The organism is Arthrobacter sp. Y3221087 (assembly GCF_059089905.1).
This window is the reverse complement of sequence record NZ_JBNHFE010000007.1, coordinates 75,695-97,000: the sequence shown is the minus strand read 5'-3', so window position 1 is coordinate 97,000 and position 21,306 is coordinate 75,695. Positions and strand designations below refer to the sequence as shown.

General features: G+C 66.3%; 17 protein-coding genes and 1 pseudogene. 13 read left to right on the top strand and 5 right to left on the bottom strand.

From position 1 onward, the window contains the following. Positions 1-8: 8 nt before the first annotated feature. Both AC5RUO_RS17295 and AC5RUO_RS17290 read right to left on the bottom strand, forming a co-directional pair. Positions 9-923, bottom strand: a complete 915-nt coding sequence (locus tag AC5RUO_RS17295) for a matrixin family metalloprotease (RefSeq protein ID WP_494104149.1) — start codon at positions 921-923, stop codon at positions 9-11. A gap of 31 nt (positions 924-954) precedes the next feature. Further along, the gene (locus AC5RUO_RS17290; protein WP_494052835.1) at positions 955-2,151 is read right to left on the bottom strand and encodes a VIT1/CCC1 transporter family protein; all 1,197 of its coding nucleotides are present in this window, start codon (positions 2,149-2,151) and stop codon (positions 955-957) included. A gap of 255 nt (positions 2,152-2,406) precedes the next feature. Here AC5RUO_RS17290 and AC5RUO_RS17285 point away from each other — a divergent pair, with 255 nt between their 5' ends. Continuing rightward, entirely contained in the window at positions 2,407-2,637 is a 231-nt protein-coding gene (locus tag AC5RUO_RS17285) for a hypothetical protein (protein ID WP_494011677.1), read from the top strand. Positions 2,638-2,706: 69 nt separating this feature from the next. Here the strand turns inward: AC5RUO_RS17285 and AC5RUO_RS17280 are convergent, their stop codons facing one another. Beyond that, complete coding sequence (locus AC5RUO_RS17280) at positions 2,707-4,227, bottom strand: sodium:solute symporter family protein (protein WP_494104148.1); 1,521 nt, start codon at positions 4,225-4,227, stop codon at positions 2,707-2,709. Between the two features lie 259 nt (positions 4,228-4,486). Between AC5RUO_RS17280 and AC5RUO_RS17275 the strand changes: the two genes are divergently transcribed. Beyond that, on the top strand, positions 4,487-5,062 hold the full coding sequence (locus tag AC5RUO_RS17275; protein WP_494011675.1) for a helix-turn-helix domain-containing protein: 576 nt from the start codon (positions 4,487-4,489) through the stop codon (positions 5,060-5,062). A 97-nt stretch (positions 5,063-5,159) separates the two neighbouring features. Here AC5RUO_RS17275 and AC5RUO_RS17270 read toward each other — a convergent pair whose 3' ends face one another. Beyond that, positions 5,160-5,354, bottom strand: a complete 195-nt coding sequence (locus tag AC5RUO_RS17270) for a DUF559 domain-containing protein (RefSeq protein WP_494104147.1) — start codon at positions 5,352-5,354, stop codon at positions 5,160-5,162. 272 nt (positions 5,355-5,626) lie between these two features. Here AC5RUO_RS17270 and AC5RUO_RS17265 point away from each other — a divergent pair, with 272 nt between their 5' ends. From AC5RUO_RS17265 to AC5RUO_RS17215, 11 genes and pseudogenes are all read left to right on the top strand, one after another. Further along, on the top strand, positions 5,627-5,767 hold the full coding sequence (locus tag AC5RUO_RS17265) for a hypothetical protein (protein WP_494104146.1): 141 nt from the start codon (positions 5,627-5,629) through the stop codon (positions 5,765-5,767). 503 nt (positions 5,768-6,270) lie between these two features. Then, positions 6,271-7,335 carry an agmatinase gene (gene speB, locus AC5RUO_RS17260; RefSeq protein WP_494104145.1) on the top strand — a complete coding sequence of 355 codons (1,065 nt, stop codon included), beginning with the start codon at positions 6,271-6,273 and terminating at the stop codon, positions 7,333-7,335. Positions 7,336-7,339: 4 nt separating this feature from the next. Continuing rightward, complete coding sequence (locus AC5RUO_RS17255; RefSeq protein WP_494011671.1) at positions 7,340-9,034, top strand: thiamine pyrophosphate-binding protein; 1,695 nt, start codon at positions 7,340-7,342, stop codon at positions 9,032-9,034. Positions 9,035-9,170: 136 nt separating this feature from the next. Next, positions 9,171-9,659 carry a MarR family winged helix-turn-helix transcriptional regulator gene (locus tag AC5RUO_RS17250; protein ID WP_494052840.1) on the top strand — a complete coding sequence of 163 codons (489 nt, stop codon included), beginning with the start codon at positions 9,171-9,173 and terminating at the stop codon, positions 9,657-9,659. A gap of 55 nt (positions 9,660-9,714) precedes the next feature. Then, positions 9,715-11,253, top strand: a pseudogene (locus AC5RUO_RS17245) (MFS transporter); the annotation flags it as partial. A gap of 157 nt (positions 11,254-11,410) precedes the next feature. Then, positions 11,411-13,144, top strand: coding sequence for an ABC transporter ATP-binding protein (locus AC5RUO_RS17240; RefSeq protein ID WP_494104144.1), 1,734 nt, complete (start codon positions 11,411-11,413; stop codon positions 13,142-13,144). Continuing rightward, the gene (locus AC5RUO_RS17235) at positions 13,141-15,210 is read left to right on the top strand and encodes an ABC transporter ATP-binding protein (protein WP_494104143.1); all 2,070 of its coding nucleotides are present in this window, start codon (positions 13,141-13,143) and stop codon (positions 15,208-15,210) included. The genes AC5RUO_RS17240 and AC5RUO_RS17235 overlap by 4 nt, the downstream gene beginning before the upstream one ends. Positions 15,211-15,302: 92 nt before the next feature. After that, positions 15,303-15,731 (top strand): acyl-CoA thioesterase, encoded by a 429-nt coding sequence (locus AC5RUO_RS17230; RefSeq protein WP_494011727.1) that lies wholly within the window; start codon positions 15,303-15,305, stop codon positions 15,729-15,731. 75 nt (positions 15,732-15,806) lie between these two features. Then, positions 15,807-16,064, top strand: a complete 258-nt coding sequence (locus tag AC5RUO_RS17225) for a hypothetical protein (protein ID WP_494011667.1) — start codon at positions 15,807-15,809, stop codon at positions 16,062-16,064. A 90-nt stretch (positions 16,065-16,154) separates the two neighbouring features. Continuing rightward, a complete protein-coding gene (locus AC5RUO_RS17220; RefSeq protein WP_494104142.1) occupies positions 16,155-18,386 on the top strand; it encodes an McrB family protein in 2,232 nt (743 codons plus the stop codon). A 13-nt stretch (positions 18,387-18,399) separates the two neighbouring features. After that, positions 18,400-19,605 carry a 5-methylcytosine restriction system specificity protein McrC gene (locus AC5RUO_RS17215; RefSeq protein ID WP_494104141.1) on the top strand — a complete coding sequence of 402 codons (1,206 nt, stop codon included), beginning with the start codon at positions 18,400-18,402 and terminating at the stop codon, positions 19,603-19,605. A gap of 19 nt (positions 19,606-19,624) precedes the next feature. Here the strand turns inward: AC5RUO_RS17215 and AC5RUO_RS17210 are convergent, their stop codons facing one another. Then, a complete protein-coding gene (locus AC5RUO_RS17210) occupies positions 19,625-21,280 on the bottom strand; it encodes a sensor histidine kinase (RefSeq protein ID WP_494104140.1) in 1,656 nt (551 codons plus the stop codon). Positions 21,281-21,306 lie beyond the last annotated feature (26 nt).

Genomic DNA, 21,306 nt, shown 5'->3' with positions numbered 1-21,306 from the left:
CCGGCTGCTCAGAGGTCCTTCCGGCACTGCGCCTTGCCCAGTTCGTAGAGGCCGTTCAGGTCACCGGCGGACAGCCCCTCCGGTGTGCCGATCTCCGGGTACATGAGCTGCCGGGGGTCCTCCACATGGTCCAGGCCCATCACGTGGCTCAGCTCATGCAGGATCACCGCGGTTGCGTACAGGTGGCCGTCCGGATTCAGCAGTTCGTTGGCGATCTGCGGCGCGTCCAGGTCCAGCCCGCCGGTGACGAACGTCTTGGGTCCGCCGTCGTAGCTGAAATGGGTGCTGCCGCCGGTGCCGATCACTTTCCCCTCGAGCTGCGGGGCGACCTCGGGCGTCGTCCAGGCAATGAGCAGCGGCGCCCAGCGCTCGCCGTAGGCATCAGGCTGGAACGGCGGCCGCTGCGGTGACGGCTGCTCATCGGTGGTGCCGTCGTAGATGAACGAAATGCCCGTTGCCGCCGAGATCGTGGCAATGGCGTCCGGAACCAGCCGCTCCGAGCCCGCTGGGGCAAGATCCGCGTTGACCACGTAGTGGAGCGGGCGGCAGGGCGAATACCCTACCGGGCTGCCGTCGCCATTGACGGCCAGGAAACGGTAGGAGTCGCTGCCGACGGCGGGCGGGCTGGGGGTACCCAGCGGGGCGTCTGCTTCCTCATAGCCCGGGGGAGGAGTGTCAACATGGGCTTCGACAGGTTGTGGCGCGCCGGCGCCACCCGAAGGGTTGCTGCCTTCCCTTGGCTTGGCCTGCGGATTCCCGGGGCCGATCCGGACGTCCAGGAGGTGTTTGACCCGGGGATCGTCCAGCACCAGCGCGCCGCCTGATACTGCCGCCAACAGGAGAGCGCCTGCCAGCACGGACCGGTATCCCAGCCCCGCGCGGGGTTTGTCGCCCGCATGGCGCGGCGGACGGGTCTCAATCATGTGGTCCGCGCCACGGCGGCAATGCCAGCCATCAACCCACCACGGTGCCGAAGACCAGCCCCAGCAGGTAGGTGACCGCGGCTGCTCCCAGCCCGATGCCAAGCTGGCGCAGTCCCCGCGTCATGGGGGACGTGCCGGAGAGCAGGCCCACGATGCCGCCGGTGGCCAGCAGGGCGATGCCCACCAGGACGCCGGCCACCACCAGGGCCGCCACTCCGGTCAGGCCGAAGATGAACGGCAGGATGGGGACGACAGCGCCTGAGGCGAAGAAGCAGAAGCTGGACAGTGCCGCGCCCCACGCGGTGCCGACGGCCTCGTGCTGGTCCTCGTCCTCGGGCAGTTCCGGCTGCAGCGACAGGCTTGGATCGCAGTCGCAGGACAGCAGTCCCATGCGTTCCTGGACGCGGTGCTCGGCCGCTTCATGGGACATGCCCCGGGCCAGGTAGACCAGGAGGAGTTCGTTGTGCTCGATATCCAGTTTGGGGGCGGCGGCCAGGGTGACCTGGGTGGGCCGGGTTGCAGCCAACAGCTCCCGCTGGGACCGGACCGAGATGAACTCGCCGGCGCCCATGGACATGGCGCCCGCGAGCAAGCCCGCGATGCCGCTGAGCAGCACAACGCTGCTGGCGACCCCGGAGGCGGCCATGCCCATTACCAGGGAGAGGTTGCTGACCAGGCCGTCATTGGCGCCGAAGACGGCGGCTCGGAAGCTTCCGGCGAGGCGGTTGCGCCCGCGCGTCGCCAGCCCGCGGACAACTTCCTCATGGATCTGCTCGTCGGCGGCCATGGCATCGGTGGCGTTCGGATCCTTCGCGTAAGGGGAGCGGCCCTCGGCCCGCTGGGCCAGTGCCAGCACGAACACAGAGCCGAAATGCCGGGCCAGGAAGCCGACGAACCGGCTGCGGAACGAGGCCTGCCTGGCCTTGCCCGCCTGGTCGCCCAGCAGTGCCAGCCAGTGGGCCTCATGCCGGCCCTCCGCCTCGGCCAGCGCCAAAAGGATCTCGCGTTCCTCACCCTGCCGGTTTTGTGCCAGGTCGCGGTAGACGGCTGCTTCGGCACGCTCGTCGGCAAGGTATTGGCGCCACCGCTTGATGTCTGCAGCCGTGGGGGCCGGACGTTCGCCTTCGGGCCCTTGCTGCCGGGCCGGGCCGGATCCGGGGACCGGCGTGGCGTCACTGGACTGTACGGGGGAGGGGCGGGCGGGATTCGGCTGGGCGTGCTGTGACACGGAAACTCCTGGGCTGGACAGGGCATGGTGCGGCCCCATTGCAGAGCCCAGCTTACTGCGAATATCCGGCGTTTTTTGGCCGGTAAACCTCGCTGGAAGGTTTCGGTCTGCCTTAATCCGGAACCCATCCCGCAGGCCCCGGCAGGGCTCGGCGGGACTATTGACCCGCCTCCCCCGCAGTGTTGTGATGAAGGTGTGGCGCAGCCAGCGCCCTCACGAAAAGAGCACGTCAGGCGAACAAACGGAGGTTGGATTATGAGCACCACCGGACAGCACCCGGACATGCCGCACCTGGACGCCGTCGAAGCGGACCCCGCCTACGACTACGCCGAGGATGCACCGGTAGATGAGGACGACTGGGACGCAGAGGACGAATTCCTGGACGAGGAGGAGCCGGTGGTCCAGGCGCCTCCGGTCATCATCGATGCCGAGGACCGGCCTGTCCCCCTGGCGGACCCGGACGAGGTTCGCGAAACCGAACAATAACTGACGACGGCGGCGCTTCCCTTCGCTGGATTGCGAAAGGAGGCGCCGCCGTCGTGCGTGGTGCCTGGGTCAGGGGGCAGTGACAGCTTCGGCCGGGGTTTCCTCCGCCTCCTGGCCGGCGACCCGGCGCTGCCAGTTGCGCATTACCTGCGGGTCGGTGTGCGGGGTGGCGAGCGAGACGGCGATGTAGACCACCGCGGAGGCAATCAGGCCGTAGTAGATGGGCTCGTTGGCGTAGATGCCGTCCAGCGGTGCCTTGGCGTTGATTTCCAGGATGATCATGGTGCCCAGGGTCACCACCGAGCCGGCCGCCATGGAGGCTGCTGCGGCGATGCCGGTGCCGCGCTTCCAGACCAGGCCGCCAAGGATGGCCACCAGGAGGCCGCCCACAAGGATGTCGTAGGCGATGGTCAGCGCTGCCACAACGTCCTTGGTGATGATGGCAATGACGATGGCGATGATGCCCAGCGTGAGGACCCAGATGCGGTTGGCCTTGACGTCGTGCTCCGGGTTGTCCGTGTCCTCGGTGCTGATGTCCTTGCCGAACCAGCTGGCCACGAACGGCAGGACGTCGGCCCGCGCAACGGTGGCGGCTGCGATGAGTGCGCCGGAAGCGGTGGACATCATGGCAGCAACCGCGGCCGCAAGGACCAGGCCGCCGATGCCGATGGGCAGCAGGTTCTGGGCCACCTCCGCATAGACGTCGTCCTTGGCCGCGATCTCGATGTTGGTCAGGGCGACGCTGGCGGCCATGCCGATGAGTGCGCCGGCAACACCGTAGAGGATGCAATAGATACCGGCGGTTGCTCCGCCCCAGCGTGCAACGCCGGGCGTTTTGGCGGTGAAGACCCGCTGCCAGATGTCCTGGCCGATGAGTAGGCCCAGGGTGTAGACCACGAAGTAGGTGATGATCGTCTGGAGGCCGATGCCGTCGATCTGGAAGAAGCTCTCGTCCACGCGGCTGCGGATCCCGTCAATGCCTCCGGCGGCGTTCATCGTGAAGGGCAGCATCAGGAAGAAGATGCCCACCGTCTTGATGACGAACTGCACCTGGTCGGCCAGCGTGATGGACCACATGCCGCCCACGGTCGAGTAGACCAGGACGATGGCGCCGCCAATGGCAATGGCGACTGCCCGGTCCAGGCCGAACAGCACCACGAAGATGGTGGCGTAGGCGCCCGTGGAGGTGGCACAAAGCATCAGGGTATAGGCGAGCATGACAATGCCGGAGGCCTCAGTTGCCCGGCTGCCATAGCGCAGCGTCAGCATCTGCGAAACCGTGTAGATCTTCAGCTTCTGGATGGTTCCGGCAAAGAGGAGGCTCAGGAGCAGCACGCCCGCGCCAATGGCAACCACCAGCCACATGCCGGAAATGCCGAACTTGTAGCCCAGCCCCACGCCGCCCACTGTGGAGGCGCCGCCCAGGACGACGGCGGCCATGGTTCCGGTGTAGAGGAATGGCCCCAGGCGGCGGCCCGCCACCAGGAAGTCGCTGTTGTTCTTCGTACGGGATTTGCCCCACCAGCCAAAAGCCAGCATTGCGAGCAGGTACACCACCACAATGGCGATGTTGATGACGCTTACGTCCATGTTGGGTTCCTTGGAGCTGTTCCGCCGCCGGGGCGGTATCGGGAGGGCGGCCGAAGCTTAGGTGAAAGTTGGCGAGAGGAAACTCTCAATAATTGCCCTATAGGCAACAAGTGTTTTTCAAAGGTTAGGCTGTGACGGTAGTAACAGTCAAGGGCGGGTTGGCGGGCGGTCCGGGCGCGCCATGGACGCGTCATACACCGGAGTGGCCATTAGTATTGCTCCAGAGTGGGCCGGGCTGCCGGCCGTGAAAGGTTCGTACATGAAGGCACTGCCAGTTGAGCCGAGCAACGTTCCCGTTGCCATCGGATCCAGGATCCGTGCCGCCCGGCAGTCCCAGCGGCTCACCATCGAGCAGGTTGCCGACGCGACGGGGCTGACCAAGGGCTTCCTCAGCCGGGTTGAGCGCGATCTGACCTCCCCCTCCGTTGCTTCCCTGGTCACCCTGTGCCAGGTGCTGTCCATCTCCATCGGGGACCTTTTCGCCGCGCCGGAAACGCATTTGACCAAGCGCAACGACGGTCCGCGCATTTCCCTGGGCGGACAGGGCATCGTGGAGCGTCTGCTGACCGCCCGCTCGGAGCGGCGCATCCAGATCATCCAGGCCTGCATTGAGCCGCACGGCCGCGGCGAGTCGGAGCTTTACGCCGTGGACTGCGACGTGGACGTACTCCACGTGATCAAAGGCAGCATCCGTCTGATCCTCACTAACGAGCAGTACGACCTTGAGACCGGAGATACGGTCACCTTCCCGGGCCGGGAACCGCACACCTGGATCAACCCCACGGACAAGCCGGTTGAGGTGCTCTGGGTGCTTGTCCCGGCTGCCAGCCGCTAGCTCCTTCCGCGCGTTCCCTCCCGGTTACTGCCAGGCCCGCCCATCCTGAGCGATGGCGTGGGGATGTCCGGCCGTAGTAACTGGGCCGGACTGCACATCACAGCACGGGGCGGCTGTCACCGGTTGACAGCACCGCCTTGATTTCGGCTATGACCCGTGACGGATTGAACCAGATGTGCTCTGGCATATAGCGGAGGACCGCGTACCCTCTGACCGCCGAGCTGTTGTTGCGGCCCCGGTCGCGCAACATGTCGGCCCGTTTGGATTGGAAGGCGTAGCCGTCGATTTCCACGATCAGGAAACCGGCCAGCAGCAGGTCAACCCGCCCGATCCCCGGCAGGAATACCTGCGACTCAAAGCTGAGCCGCTTTTCCGGAGCAGGTGCTGGGCGTCGACCTCAACAATGCATTCCGCCCGCAGATCCAGCTCCCACAGCGCGCGGCGCACTGTTCCCGATCGGTCGGCAAGCAATTGGGCCCTGAGGAGCGCGCACGGTACGCCGTGAAGCCGGATCGCCGACGTGGCGATGGCCGTCGATGCTGGTGGCGGCAGGCACCCCAGGGCGTGAAGTGCCACGTCTTCCACGGCGGCAACCGGCAGCTGGGGATGGCCTGGGAACCGCACTGTGCGGTGGCGGATGAAGCCGGAGCCATGGCCCTGGTTGCCGGCAAGGTGCAGGCGAGCCGGCGGCTGCCGTTGCCATAGCCCGTAGTGGTTAGCGGCGCTGGCGCACGTAAGCCGCCCGTTGTGCTCGATGGCCGCCCGGAGGCCTTCGTTGCAACAAGGGAGAACGAAGACTCCGCGGCGGGGTTGCATGGCGCCGAGCCCTGCAAGCCGCCTGATATCCCGCCGGGAGTACCCCGCGTCGAGGAGTTGGCCTGAGCGGGCTACTCCGCCGCTTTGTCTTAGGAAGTCGAGAATCTCCATGACGTCAGTTGATGCCGCTCAGTCTCGGGCTGTAACCAGAAGTTGGTTCTATGTGGACAGTCTTGGGGACGGGAAGTTCTGTCCTACCCGGTTACTCCTGCGTATCGTGGCGGACCGGGCCCGGATTGCTGCCCCAGTGCGGCGCCGGATGGGGCGTTGAGAAGTAATCGGGGAGGACGATACCTGAAGGAGTCCAAAGGTAAACACTTGGTGCGCATAGGAAAACCGCAGTGTATGATGGCAGTCACATCAGTCATACGACTCCTTGAAGGAGAGGCCCCATGGAAGAGCTGCGCATCGAAGCCAACGGCAACCTTGGCCCCATCGACTCATCCCGCATTCCCCGCTACGCAGGCGCCGCCACCTATGCCCGCCTTCCCCGGCTGGACCAGGTAGCTAAAGCGGACGTGACGGTAGTGGGCGTACCCTTCGATTCAGGCGTCTCCTACCGGCCGGGCGCACGCTTCGGCGCCAACCATATCCGCGAAGCAAGCCGCCTGCTCCGCCCCTACAACCCGGCCTGGGATGTCAGCCCCTTCGAAAATGTCCAGGTGGCGGACGCCGGCGACATGGCGGTCAACCCCTTCAACATCAACGAGGCCATTGAAACCGTCCAGCAGAATGCCTTGGACCTCACGGCCAACGGCAGCAAGCTGGTAACCCTCGGCGGCGACCACACCATCGCGCTGCCCCTGCTTCGCGCCGCCGCCGAACGGGCCGGCGAACCCATTGCGATGCTGCACTTCGATGCCCACCTGGACACCTGGGACACCTACTTCGGCGCCGAGTACACCCACGGCACACCGTTCCGCCGCGCCGTCGAGGAGGGCATCCTGGACACCGAGGCCATCAGCCACATCGGCACCCGCGGCCCGTTGTACGGCAAGAAGGACCTCGACGACGACCACCGCTTCGGGTTCGGCATCGTCACCTCCGCGGACGTCTACTACCATGGCGTCCTGGAGACCGTGGCCAAGGTCCGGGACAGGATCGGCAACCGCCCGCTGTACATCTCCGTGGACATCGACGTCCTGGACCCCGCCCACGCACCCGGCACCGGCACCCCCGAAGCCGGCGGCATCACCAGCCGCGAACTCCTGGAAATCATCCGTGGCTTCCGCGGCATGAACCTGGTGGGCGCGGACGTGGTGGAGGTGGCTCCGGCATACGACCACGCGGAGATCACCGGCGTCGCCGCCAGCCACGTCGCCTACGAGCTGGTGACCCTGATGGCAGACATTGCGGTGCCCGGAGACCGCTTCGGCGCGGCCACCGGCTACGCCGCGCAGGCCCTGGGACAGGACATCCGTCGGCCGGCGGGCTTCGCGGCGGCCGGCAAGGAGTAGGGCCATGATTGACTTCGACTCGGGAACAGCAGCTCCCACCAAGGGCGCCGGTGCCCGCAACGGCGGGGACCTCGTCGTCGAGACGCTGGAGGCGCTGGGCGCCAAGACTGTCTTCGGCATACCCGGCCAGCACGCGCTGGGCCTCTTCGACGCCATGGGCCGGGGCAACCTGCAGTTCGTCTCCTCCCGGGTGGAGAACAACAGCGCTTTTGCGGCGGACGGGTATTCCCGCGCCACCGGTGAAGTGGGGGTCCTGTTCCTCTCCACCGGGCCCGGAGCGCTCACGTCGCTGGCTGGCCTCCAGGAAGCCTATGCAACGGGCGTTCCAATGGTGGTGGTGGCCAGCCAGATCCCGCTCGAAGGCCTGGGTGCCCGCCGCAAAGGCATGCTGCACCAGCTCGATGACCAGAAAGCGTCGGCGGCGAACGTCACCAAGAGCCAGCGGCTGATCCAGCACGCCTCCGGCATCCCGTCCGCCATCCAGGACGCCTGGACCGAGGCGATCTCCTCACCGCAGGGCCCGGTGTGGATCGAGATCCCGCAGAACGTGCTGCTGGACCCGATCATGGTGCCGCCGGTGGAAGACGCCCTGGCCGAAGCCGCTGACAACCCTCCCCGGGTGGAGCTGGTGCGCGAGGCCGTGAAGTGGCTGGAGGCGGCCGAACGCCCGGCGATCATCGCAGGCGGCGGAACCCGCCGTGGACGCGCAGAGAAATCGCTGCTGTCCATCGCCGAAAAATTGCGCGCACCGGTGATCTGCACCCCCGGCGGGAACGGCGCATTCCCGTGGAACCACGAGTTGTCCCTGCAGTCCTGGATCGAGGACCGCTATATGACGGACCTGCTCGAGGACGCGGACGTGCTGGTGGTCATCGGCTCGTCGCTGGGTGAGGTCACCTCGAACTACTTCACCTTCGAACCGCGCGGCAGGATCATCCAGATCGACGCCGAACCCCGCGTGCTGGAGTCAAACCGCCCCGGCCTGGGCATCCGCGCCGACGCCGGCCAGGCGCTCGCCGCCCTGGACGAAGCGCTCAGCCCGGAACGAGCCGTAGCTCCTAGCTGGCACGGGGTGCCGCCGGAGGAACTGGTCAGGGAATCGCTGGCCAAAGTCAAGGCCCGGCTGGAGTCCCAGGACCTGGCCAAGGAGCTCAAGTTCATGGCCGACATCCGCGAGGCGGTGCCCGCGGACATGCAGACGTTCTGGGACATGACCATCGCCGCGTACTGGGGCTGGTCCTGCTGGGACGCCCGCGAGGGGCAGTTCCACTCCGCGCAGGGCGCCGGCGGCCTGGGCTACGGCTTTCCCGCGGCTATCGGCGCGGCCGTAGGGCTGGAGACGCTGGGCAAGCCGGGCCGGGTGTTGGCCGTGTCCGGCGACGGATCGTCGATGTACTCCATTTCGGAACTGGCAACGGCGAAGCAGCACAATGTGCCGGTCACCTGGCTGATCGTGGACGACGGCGGCTACGGCATCCTGCGCGAGTACATGGTGGGTGCCTTCGGCAAAGCCACCGCCACCGAGCTGGCCCGCCCCGACTTCGTCAAACTCGCCGAAGCCTTCGGTGTGCCTGCAACCCGAGTGGCCCCTGAAGATGTGGGGGACGCGCTCAAGGCGGGCTTCGCCGCGGACGGGCCGAACGTCGTCGTGGTTGAAACCCTCCTCAAGATGTTTGGGCCCACCCACCTGGACGCCTGACCAGAAACAGAACCCAGCAGAAGACCCCGGCTCCATCAGAGCCGGGGTTTTTTCGTGCCTCCGAGCAGATGGTTTCCCAAAGCAATCAATTTCGTCTATAGTTGCTTCAGGCAAACAAGTAAGGAGTGCCTGAGCCATGGCAGTAGCACCGGATACGGCAGCCGACCTCGTGTACCAGATCTTCGACCTGCAGCGCGCCGTCCGCTGCATTGCCGCGGCCGGTGTCCGTGGCCAGGACACGGGAGTGGCCCTCCAGGGCGTACTGCGGTTCGTGGGGGAGGGGGAGTCCCGGGCCACGAAGCTCGCGGAACGGTTAGGCGTCAGCGCCCCCGTCCTCAGCCGCCACATCGCTGACCTCGAGGAGCAGGGCCTGGTGGTCCGGCGGCCAGATCCGGACGACGGCCGCGCCCAGCTGGTGGCCCTCACGCCGGCCGGAAAGGACAAGCTCCGGCAGATCGAGGAGCAGCGGACTGCAATCCTGCAGGACTACCTGCGTGACTGGAACGAGGCGGACGCCGGCAACACGGCGAAAACCCTGCACAAGCTCACCGAATCACTCAAGAAATCAGCCCGGGCAACGGCGGCCGGCATGCCACCAACCACCGAGGAGCAGAACCATGGTTAGCCAAGCCGCAGCCCCCGCCCACGCAGCCTCCACGCCAGTGATGGCAGCGCCGGAGATGTCACACCGCCAGATCATGGAGGCCCTCACCGGGCTGCTGGCGGCCTTCTTCACCGCCATCCTCAGCAGCACCATCGTGGCCAACGCGCTGCCCACCATCATGTCCGACCTGCACGGCACCCAGACCGACTTCGCCTGGGTGATCACGGCCGCGCTGCTGGCCAACGCCGCCACCACCCCCATTTGGGGCAAGCTTGCCGACCTCTTCAACAAAAAGCTCCTGGTCCAGCTCAGCATCGTCATCTTCGTCGCCGGGTCGGTGATGGCCGGGCTCTCCGAAACCATCCCGCTGCTGCTGGGTGCCCGGGTTATCCAGGGCGTGGCCATGGGCGGCCTCACTGCGTTGGCCCAGGCCATCATCGGCACCATGATTCCGCCCCGGAACAGGGGCAAGTACTCCGGCTACATGGGCGCCGTCATGGCCGTGGGAACCGCGGGCGGTCCTCTCCTGGGCGGATTCATCGTCGACAGTCCGCTGGGCTGGCGCTGGACCTTCTTCGTGTGCGTGCCGCTTGCCGTCGTCGCCCTCATCCTGCTCCAGGTCACCCTCAAGATCCAGCACGTCCGGCGCCCGGCCAAGATCGACTGGCTGGGCTCCATCCTGCTGACCACGGGCGTGAGCCTGCTCCTGATCTGGGTCTCTTTCGCGGGCAACCCCGACTACTACGACTGGATCTCCTGGCAGTCCGCCCTGATGGTGGGAGGCGGCGTCCTCCTCCTGGCGCTGCTGGTGCTGGTGGAGTCCAAGGTGGAACAGCCCATCATTCCGCTGAAGATCATCTCCGAACGCACCACCGCGCTGGCCATCCTGGCCTCTGTGGCAGTGGGCGTGGCCATGTTCGGATCCTCCACCTTCCTGGGCCAGTACTTTCAGGTGGCCCGCGGCGCCACGCCCACCGAGGCCGGCCTGCTCACCCTGCCCATGATCGCCGGCAACCTGGCTGGCTCCGTGGCCTCCGGGCTCCTGATTACCCGGACGGGCAAGTGGAAGGGCTACCTGGTTGCCGGTTCCATCCTGCTGATCGGCGGGCTGGGACTGGCCGGCACCATGGACCACACCACTGAACTGTGGCACGCAGGCGTCTTCACCGCGGTCCTGGGCCTCGGCCTGGGGATGCTGATGCAGAACCTCGTCCTGGCCGTCCAGAACACCGTCCGCGCTTCGGACATCGGAAGCGCCAGCGCCTCGGTGGCATTTTTCCGCTCCGTGGGCGGCGCCATCGGCGTCTCGGTCCTGGGGGCCGTCCTCGCCAACAGGGTCAGCGAACTGGCCACCCGGGGGCTCGCCGCCGCCGGCATCCCCGTCCAAGGCGGCAGCGCCGGCAGCAGCCTGGACCTGGCGCACATGCCCGAACCGGTCCGCGAGATCATGCGCGCAGCGTACGGCGATGCCACTGCAGAAGTGTTCCTGATTTCCGCCGCTGTTGCCGTGGTGGCACTGATATCCGTCCTTTTTATCAAGGAAAAGCCGCTGCGCCGCACCGTGGACATCCAGCCCGCACCGGAAGGTACGACGCCGGAGCCTGCCACAGCGGGCAAGTGACCCGCCGCGGTACTCCCCTCGGATGATCTTCGGCAGGGTTTGTTCCCCACCTGGGAGGAGTTTCGTAGAGTGGGAAAGCTAAGGATGTCAGCCCCGGCTGCTACTACTTAACTCTCTTCCTACCGAACTTTATCCCTAAGGATCCGCGGGCATGCTCCTCACCCTCATACGGAGGTTTTCCAGGCCGTACACGCCCTACCTGGTGGCGGTCATCGCCTTCCAGTTGGCCTCCACCATCGCCGCGCTGTACCTTCCCAGCCTCAATGCCCAGATCATTGACGAAGGGGTGTCCCGCGGGGACACCGACTTCATCTGGCGCACGGGCATGGTCATGCTGCTGGTGGCGTTCGTCCAGGTGGGGACCGCCATCGCCGGCGTCTACTTCGGCTCCAAGGCTGCGATGGCGCTGGGCCGGGACCTGCGCCGGGCCGTGTTCCGCAAGGTCACCAGCTTCTCGGCGAAGGACGTTAACGCTTTTGGCGCCCCCACGCTGATTACCCGCGGCACCAACGATGTCCAGCAGGTGCAGATGCTGATGCTGATGGCCCTGAACTTCATGGTGGCCACGCCTATCATGTGCATCGGCGGCATCATCATGGCCCTGCGCGAGGACCTCAACCTGTCCTGGCTGGTGTGGGTCTCGGTGCCGCTGCTCACCGTGGTGGTGGGGTACCTGGTGGTCCGGCTGATGCCGCTGTTCCGCTCCATGCAGAAGAAGATCGACCGCATCAATGCGGTCCTCCGCGAGCAGATCATCGGCATCCGGGTGGTGCGGGCCTTCGTCCGGGAACCGTACGAGACGGACAGGTTCGGCGAGGCCAACCGGGAGTTCACCGACGTCTCGCTGAAGATCGGCGCCCTGTTCGTCCTGATGTTTCCTGCCATCAGCATGATCCTGCACCTGTCAACGGCGGCGGTGCTGTGGTTCGGGGGCCAGCGGGTGGACTCCGGCGAGATGCAGGTGGGCGCGCTGACCGCCTTCCTGCAGTATCTGCTGCAGATCCTGGTGGCCGTCATGATGGGCACCTTCATGGCCATGATGATCCCGCGCGCCTCGGTCTGCGCCGACCGCATCGGCGAGGTGCTCGCCGTCGAACCCTCCATCCACGACCCCGAGCAGCCCCAGGCACCGGCATCCCTGGCGGGTGTGGTGGAATACCGCAACGTCACCTTCGCCTACCCGGGCGCGGAGTCACCGGTCCTGAGCAACATCAGCTTCACCGCACGGCCAGGCCAGACTGTGGCGATCATCGGATCCACGGGTGCGGGCAAGACCTCCCTCCTCTCGCTCCTGCCCCGCCTCTATGACCCCGTCGAGGGGGAGGTCCTCCTGGATGGTGTCCCCGTCAGCAGGCTCGACCGGGCGGAAATCACCAAGCGGGTGGCCCTGGTGCCGCAGCGGCCCTACCTCTTCTCCGGCACCATCGAGCACAACCTGCGGTTCGGCAAATCCGAGGCCACGGACCAGGAACTCTGGGACGCGCTGCGGGTAGCCCAGGGCGAAGCGTTCGTCCGGGACAAGAAGAACGGCCTGAACGCCAGGATCGCCCAGGGCGGAACCAACGTCTCCGGCGGCCAGCGGCAGCGGCTATGCATAGCCCGGGCGCTGGTCACCAAGCCGCGGGTGTACCTGTTTGACGACTCTTTCTCCGCCCTTGATGTAGCCACCGACGCCCGGCTGCGCGCCGCCCTGAAGCAGACCACCGCGGACGCCACGGTCATCATCGTGGCCCAGCGGGTGTCCACCATCACCGAGGCCGACCAGATCCTGGTGCTGGACAACGGCCGGATCGTGGACCGTGGAACCCATGAGGAGTTGCTGGAAACGTCACCCACCTACCAGGAAATCGTTGAATCGCAGCTGAGCGTGGAGGAAATGGCATGAGCCCCCGCAAGAAGGACTCAACGTCTCTCGAAGAAACGCCAGGACCGGCCGCGGCCGGTCCTCCCGCCGCGGAGGTCCTGCAGGACGATGACTTCGTCGAGGAGGAGTACAAGCCCTCCGAGGCCGACGGCGACATGTTCGGCGGGATGCCCGCGAAGAAGGCAGAACACTTCTGGCCGTCAGCGAAGCGGCTGATGGGGCTGTTGAAACCCGAGGCGTTGGGCATCTGCGTGGTGGTGGCCATGGTGATCGTCGCCGTCGTGCTCAACGTCATTGCCCCCAAGATCCTGGGCCAGGCGATGGATGTCATCTTCGCCGGCGTGGTGGGCAAGCAGCTTCCCGCCGGCGTCAGCAAGGAACAGTTCGTGGACGGGCTGCGCCAGCAGGGCCAGGACAATTTCGCGGACATGGTCTCCCGGATGGAGCTGGTGCCCGGTGCCGGCATCGACTTCGACAAGCTGACCATGCTCATCGCCGTGGTGCTGCTGATGTACTTCGTGGCCAACATCTTCCTCTGGCTGCAGGGCTACGTGCTGAACCGCATCGTCATGAAGGTGATCCGCCGGCTCCGCGACGATACGGAAAAGAAGCTCAACCGCCTGCCGCTGAACTACTTCGACACCCGCCAGCGCGGCGACGTCCTGTCCCGCGTGACCAACGACGTCGACAACATCCAGCAGGCGCTCCAGCAGGCTTTCGCGCAGCTGATCAACTCCCTCCTTACCGTGCTGGGCATCGTGATCATGATGTTCATCGTGTCCTGGCAGCTGGCACTGATCGCGCTCATCGCGCTGCCCCTCTCCGGTGTTGCCGCCGGCATGATCGGCGTGCGCAGCCAGAAGCTCTTCGCCGCGCAGTGGAAGAACACCGGCACGCTCAACGGCCAGATCGAAGAGTCCTTCTCCGGGCATGACCTGGTGCGGGTCTTTGGCCGGGACGCGGACATGCTGGAGCGGTTTGAGGAACGCAACGAGGCCCTGTACAAGGCCAGCTTCGGCGCCCAGTTCGTGTCCGGCATCATCTTCCCGGTGATGCAGTTCGTCTCCTACCTCAGCTATGTGGGCATCGCGGTGGTGGGCGGCTTGCGGGTTGCCTCCGGTTCCATGTCACTGGGCGACGCCACCGCGTTCATTCAGTACTCCCGCGAGTTCACCCAGCCGCTGGGCCAAATGGCGGGCATGGCCAACATGCTCCAGTCCGGCGTTGCCTCCGCGGAACGGGCGTTCGAATTCCTGGACGCCGACGAGCAGGACCCGGAGACCCCCACCGACCACCTGCCGGCCAAGACCGACGGGCGCGTGGACTTCCGGAACGTCACCTTCAGCTACACCGAGGACCGGAAGCTCATCGAGAACCTGTCCTTCACCGCGGAGCCCGGCAACACGGTGGCCATTGTGGGGCCAACCGGTGCCGGAAAGACCACTTTGGTCAATCTGGTGATGCGTTTCTACGAGCTCAACTCCGGCTCCATCACCCTGGACGGGGTGGATATCACCCATCTCAGCCGCTCCGAGCTGCGGTCAAAGGTGGGGATGGTGCTGCAGGATGCGTGGCTGTTCGGCGGGTCCATCTACGACAACATCCGCTACGGCAACCTGGACGCCACGGAGGAAGAGATCATGGCCGCCGCCAGGGCCACGTTCGTGGACCGCTTTGTGCGTGCCCTGCCCGAGGGCTACGACACCGTCATTGACGAGGAAGGCAACAACGTCAGCGCCGGTGAGAAGCAGCTGATCACCATCGCCAGGGCTTTCGTGGCCAACCCTTCCCTGCTCATCCTCGACGAAGCGACCAGTTCCGTGGACACCCGCACCGAGCTCCTGGTGCAGAAGGCCATGGCCGCGCTCCGTTCGGACCGGACCAGCTTCGTCATCGCCCACCGGCTTTCCACCATCCGGGATGCCGATACCATCCTGGTGATGGAAGACGGCAAGATCGTGGAGCAGGGGAACCACAAGGTCCTCCTTGCCGCCGAAGGCGCCTACCACCGGCTGTATATGTCCCAGTTTGCTGGGGCGGACGCCGGCGAGGTGCCGGAAGACGATTCGACGGCGGTACACAGCTGAGCGCGCAGGGCGGGATATTGGAGCAGAACATCAAGCAGGACACGAAGCAGCAGGACTCGGACGGCCACGAGCGGATCGAGGTCCTGGTGCCGATGCGTTGGGGCGACATGGATGCCTACGGCCACATCAACAATGTGCAGATCGTCCGGATGCTGGAGGAGGCCCGGATCGGGGCTTTCGGGCCGCCGAAGGGCGCCGGGCTGCCCGGGATCGAGCCGCGGGTAAGCCTGTTCAACGCTGTCCCGGACGGGACCATGGCCTTGGTTGTAGATCACAAAATCCGCTATGTCCGCACCCTCGAGTACCGCAACGTCCCCGCCGTCGTGCAGGTCTGGATCGGTGCCGTCAAGGGAGCCAGCTTTGACATCCACTACCTCATCCAGGACCCCGTCACCGGGGAGGACTGCGTGAAGGCCAGCACACACCTGGCCTTCGTGGACGAAGCCACCGGACGCGTCCAGCGGCTGACCCCGGAGCAGAAAGACCGGATGGCACCCTACACGCACCATGTAAAGCACTAAATAGGCATAAAGGCTCTGGACAAGGGGCCATCGGACCTATTGGACTGGAACTCCCGACAGTGAAAGGACGATCAGATGGCCAAGAACAAGACCCGCACGGCCAGGAAGAAGAAGACCTGGAAGGAGATGTCACCATCGGCCAAGGTCGGCACCATCCTGGTGGGCATCGTCCAGATGTCGCTACTGGTGGCAGCGCAACGGGACATCTCCAAGCGGCCCGCTGCGCTGATCAACGGACCAAAGGGGGCCTGGAGGGCAGCGTCCTTCATAAATTTCATCGGCCCCATGGGGTACTTCATCTTCGGCCGGAAGCGGGGGACGGGAGCGCCGTAGCGTTCCGCGGGAAGAGCTGGCGGGGGTTAAACAGGGTGCACCACGAAGGCTTTGAGCAGCCATCCAGCTTCACCCTGTAAATTTGAACCCATGACCCCCGCCTCCACTGCTGCCATGACCCGCGCCCTCGGCATCTCACGGGAAATAGAGGACGCGGCCTGGTTCGTCCTCGGCCCCGGGCTGCAGGGCAAGCCGTCGGCGCTGGACGGACGGACCCTGACCTGGACGTCGGAAGCGGCGGCAGAGCTGGCGGACAGGCTGGAACGGGGCGCGCCGGACCCCAAGGCGCCCATGATGACCAACCTCCGGCAGAACCTCGACGGCGCGTCCCGGGAAGCCAAACAGCTGGCCGTCGAACTGCTCTTCCTGCAGTCCCTGCCGCTGGCCCACGAGGTGAAGTCGCTCAAGGTCAAGCGCGCCCGCGTCGCAGAGGCCGCTTCCTGGCTGGAGCCGCCGCTTGAGCTGCCCGAAGAGCTCTACCAGGGCATGACGGACCACGGCGTGATCCGGGACCGGACGGCGGAATTCAACTGGACCATCTGGGACCACCTGAAATGGCTGTGCCGGTTCGTGCAGCACGTGGACCAGCAGCCGCCCGCCGCCATCACCGGTGCGCTGCAGGACCCGCTCAAGTTCCACCGGCTGGCGGCCGGAACGCCACACGACCAGCCGGCTATCCGCCGCAGCATCGAATTTTTGGCCTGGCCCAGCTACTTCGAACCCGTGGTGGCGGACGTCGAGCGGCAGGAAATCCGGGACGCCTTCGCCTCACTGGTGGGCGGGGCAAAGAGCGACAGCGAAGAGGACATCACCGCCGATATCCACCGCATCCGCCTGCACCTCGACGAGCAGGCGGGCCAGCGCATCGACTGGTACGCCCGGCAGCTGGTCAGCCAGTGGCGCAAGGTGGGCGATCCCGGGCACCGGGCGTGGCTGTTGCGGACCCACGGCGACAACACCGAACTGCTAACCGCCTGGCAGGACGAGGAGAAGGTGACCCTCGACGTCGAGCACCTCCGGCTGCTGGACCCGGGCGTCACCGCCGGCGTGGTGCAGCATGCGGTGGACGAGGACTACAAGCACCTTGGCTATGTGGAACGCGAGGACACCAAGACGGCCGTCTTCGCCTTCCTGACCGTCATGAAACCAGGGGACCTGGTCCTGTACCAGCATGCCGGCACCGTGCGGCTGGGCGGCGTGCTGGGCGAACCCGACTACAACGACGACAACCGGCGGCTGCGCCGCAAAGTGCGCTGGTTTGACGAGGGGCATGCCACGGCGAGCCTGCCCCGGCACGTCCAGCGCCAGCTTGCCACCGCCGGCATCGTGGTCGACGTGACCCGCGTGATGCCGGCCCTCCAGGCCCTCCTGCCGCCGGAAGCCGAAACGGAACCGGACAGCGAAACGGAAGGCGCCGCCGTCGTACTTCCTGTCCAGGAAGGCTTCCGCCGACTGACCCCCGAATTCGCCGACTCGCTGCACATGGAGCTGGAGCCCCTGCAGGAGATCGCGGACCTGCTGGAGGAGAACCGGCAGCTGGTCCTCTACGGACCGCCGGGCACCGGAAAAACGTACCTGGCCAAGCACATCGCCGCGGAGCTGGCCGACGACACCACCGACGAGCGCGTCAAGCTGGTGCAGTTCCACCCGTCCTACGCCTACGAGGACTTCTTCGAGGGCTACCGGCCGGACAAGACCGACGACGGCCAGGTGTCCTTCAAACTGGTGGCCGGGCCGCTGCGGCGCCTCGCGGAGGAGGCCGCCAAGCCGGGAAACGAGAAGAAGCCGTACTTCCTGATCATCGATGAGATGAACCGGGCCAACCTGGCCAAGGTGTTCGGCGAGCTGTACTTCCTGCTCGAGTACCGGGACGACCGCATCTACCTGCAGTACAGTCCCAACGAACCGTTCACGCTGCCGGACAACCTTTACATCATCGGCACCATGAACACCGCGGACCGTTCCATCGCGATGATGGACGCCGCCATCCGCCGCCGGTTCTCCTTCATCGAACTGCACCCGCAGACCGAACCGGTGAAGGGCTCACTCCTGAGGTTCCTGCAGGCCCGGCAGCTGGACACCACCCCGGCGCTGCTGCTGGATGCCCTGAACAGCGCCATCGACGAGTGGGACCGGGACCTGATGATCGGCCCGTCCTACTTCATGAAGCCGGCCGCCCAGACTCCCGCCGGGTTGCGCCGGATCTGGAAGTACGAGCTGATGCCGCTGCTGGAGGAGCACTACCACGGCCAGCTCACCCGGGCGCAGCTTGAGGAGCGCTTCGGACTGGACCAGCTGCTGGGACGCCTTGCAGCCGGGTAGCCGCGCTTCCTCAATGCGGCACCTGGTGCTGGACGAACTGTCCCGGGGCATCGTGGAACGGCTGGACCCTGCCAGCGCCTCATTCGTGAACTCCAGCGGCCTGGCCAAGGCCTCTCCCATGGGGATGGGCCTGTACCGGATCGAGCCGGTGGGCAAGGTGGGTTCCGTCCGCACCTCCACGGTCCAGCTGGATGTGCGGCCCAAGGACCGGCTGGGGCTCGGCCGGCTCCTGTTCCTGCTCAGCTATGCGGGGGACCAGGGTTTCCGGCCGGAGACCGTTGCCGCCGCCGAGGAGAGCGGGTTGTGGAGCGCGCTGGCCGAGTCGCTCGCACAGCTGGCGGAGCGCGCCCTTGGCCGCGGCGTGCTGCAGGGCTACCTGACAGTGGACGAGTCGCTGCGGACCGTCAAGGGGCGCATCAGGATCTCGGACCAGATCTCCCGGCGGCCGGGCATGCTGGTGCCCCTTGAGGTCTCTTATGACGAGTTCACCGAGGACATCGCGGAGAACCGGATCCTGCGCGCCGCGCTTGAGCGGATGGGCCAGGTCCCGGGGGTGCGCCCGGAGGTGCTCAGCCGGCTCCGCCAGCTGAAGGGAAAGCTCGACGCCGTCACGCGGCTTGCCGCGGGGGCACCGCTGCCGCCGTGGCGGCCCACGCGGATGAACCTGCGCTACCACGCGGTGCTCCGCCTGGCGGAAGTGATCCTCCGCAACGCGTCAGCCGAAGCAGGCGAGGGCGGGCAGCAGACGGCCTCGTTCGTGGTGGACATGGCCCGGGTGTTCGAGGACTTCGTGGGCGCAGCGCTGCGGGAGGCCATGGCCGGATACCCGGGGGAGCTGCGGCTGCGGTACAGCGCGCTGCTGAGCGAGGCGGTGCGGGACACGGACAGGCTGCAGGTCCGGCCGGACGCCGTTCATCTGCTGGGGGGACGGCCCGTGGTGGTGTACAACGCCAAGTACGCGGCGGCTTCGGATGCCGGGGCCTCCCTGACGGCCGACCACTACCAGATGCTGGCGCACTGCACCGCCCTGGCCGTGCCCACCGCCTGGCTGGTCTACGCGGGTGCGGGGGAGATGAAGCTCCGCCGGATCCTCAACACTGACATCGACATTGTGGAGTTTCCGCTGGACCTTTCCCGGCCGCCGTCGGACATCCTGGCCTCGGTCCGGGAGCTGGCCCGGCAGTCCTGGGGTGAGGTGGTCCGGCAGTCCACACCGTAATGCCGGGCGCGGGTGGGGATTAGACCGGGACCCGGAACGTGAAGGTGGTGCCCTTGCCCAGCTGGCTGTCCACCTGGATCGTCCCGCCGTGCGCTTCGACGATGGCCTTGCTGATGGGCAGGCCCAGGCCGACGCCGGGTATGGCTGTGCGGCGGACGTTGCTGGTGCGGAAGAACTTGGCGAACACTTCGGATGTGTCCTCCGCAGTCATCCCCATGCCGGTGTCGGAGACGCGGCAGGCCAGCTGCCCGTCCTCCTGCGCCAGCCTGACCAGGACCCTTCCGCCGTCGGGGGAGTACTTGATGGCGTTGGACACCAGGTTGTCCAGGACCTGGGAGATGCGGGCGCCATCCACATGGGCTTCCAGCTTGTCCGGCGTCTCGGCCGCCAGGACCACTCCGGCCACTGCCGCCTTGGGCAGCGCGGAGGAGACGCTGGAACGGACCAGTTCGGCCACATCCACCGTGTGCGGCGTGACGAACAGCTGGCCGTTGCGGCTCGCGAGCAGGTCGGACACCAGGGTCAGGAGGCGCTCGGAGTTCCGGCGGATGATCTCCAGCATCTCCCGGTCTGACTCCTCCTGCTCCTCGGCCAGCAGGATCTCCACATAGCCCAGGATGGACGTCAGCGGGGTCCGGAACTCATGCGAGACGCTGGAAACAAAGTCGTCCTTTGCGGACAGGGCGTTCACCAGGTCCGTCACGTCGCTGAAGGCGATCACCGAGCCTGCAAACTTGCCGTCCGGATCCTTCATGGCACGCGCTGTCGTCACGAAGGCGCGCTGCTCCTGGCCCTCACCCAGCCAAACGAGGTAGTCGGTGAAGGTTTCGCCCAGCACGGCGCGGCGGACCGGGCGGTCCGCCACGGGAACCGGGGTTTTCCGGTCGGCGCCGAAGACCAGCAGCTGGGACTCATTGGGGTCCGCGTTGTCCTTGGGGCTGGCCAGGACGTGGTTGGCCCGCTGCTTCCGGTTCATCAGGACGTCATGCCCGTCGGCGTCAACGGCAAGGACGCCAAGGTGGACGGTGTCCAGGACGGCATTGAGGAGCGACTCCTGCCGCTGGCTGGTGCGCAGGTTGGCCTGGAGTTGGGCGTCCTTTTCCTCCAGCTCCCGCTGCTGCCGCATCATGCTCAGCGTCAGGACGCTCACGGACACGCCGATCCCGAGCGTGATGACGGGGAGGAGCAGGGTCCGGGCAAAGTCCTGCGCCGTGAAGCTCCCCTTGAGGAGCAGCGGCACCCACAGAATGGCCAGCGGGGCGAGGAACGCCAGCCAGAGGGCCAGCCTGGGGTAGTAGCCCGAGGCGCACAGCCAGATAACTGGCAGCACCGCGAGCAGGCCGATGCTGGTCAGGCTCTCGAGGGCGCCTTCCCGCCCGAACCCGATGGAGACGAAGTCGAGCACCGGGATGATGAGGAAGCTCGTGTACGGCAGCCGCTCCCAAGGGACGAGGTAGCAGGACGCCATCAGGACGAGCTGGGAGACCAGGAACGTGGCGAAGAAGGGGTTTCCCATACCCTGGGGAAAGAACACCCACACCAGGAAAGCCGTCAGGCACGTAGTCACAAAGAGCGGCATCTGGCTCAGTGCTACGCGGTCCCGCAGCCGGTACTCGTGGAAGGGACGCCGGAAGAATCGCAGCCGTCCCGAGGACCAGGCGACGGGATCAGTCATTGCGTGGCGACTTTCGCGCGAGGGTG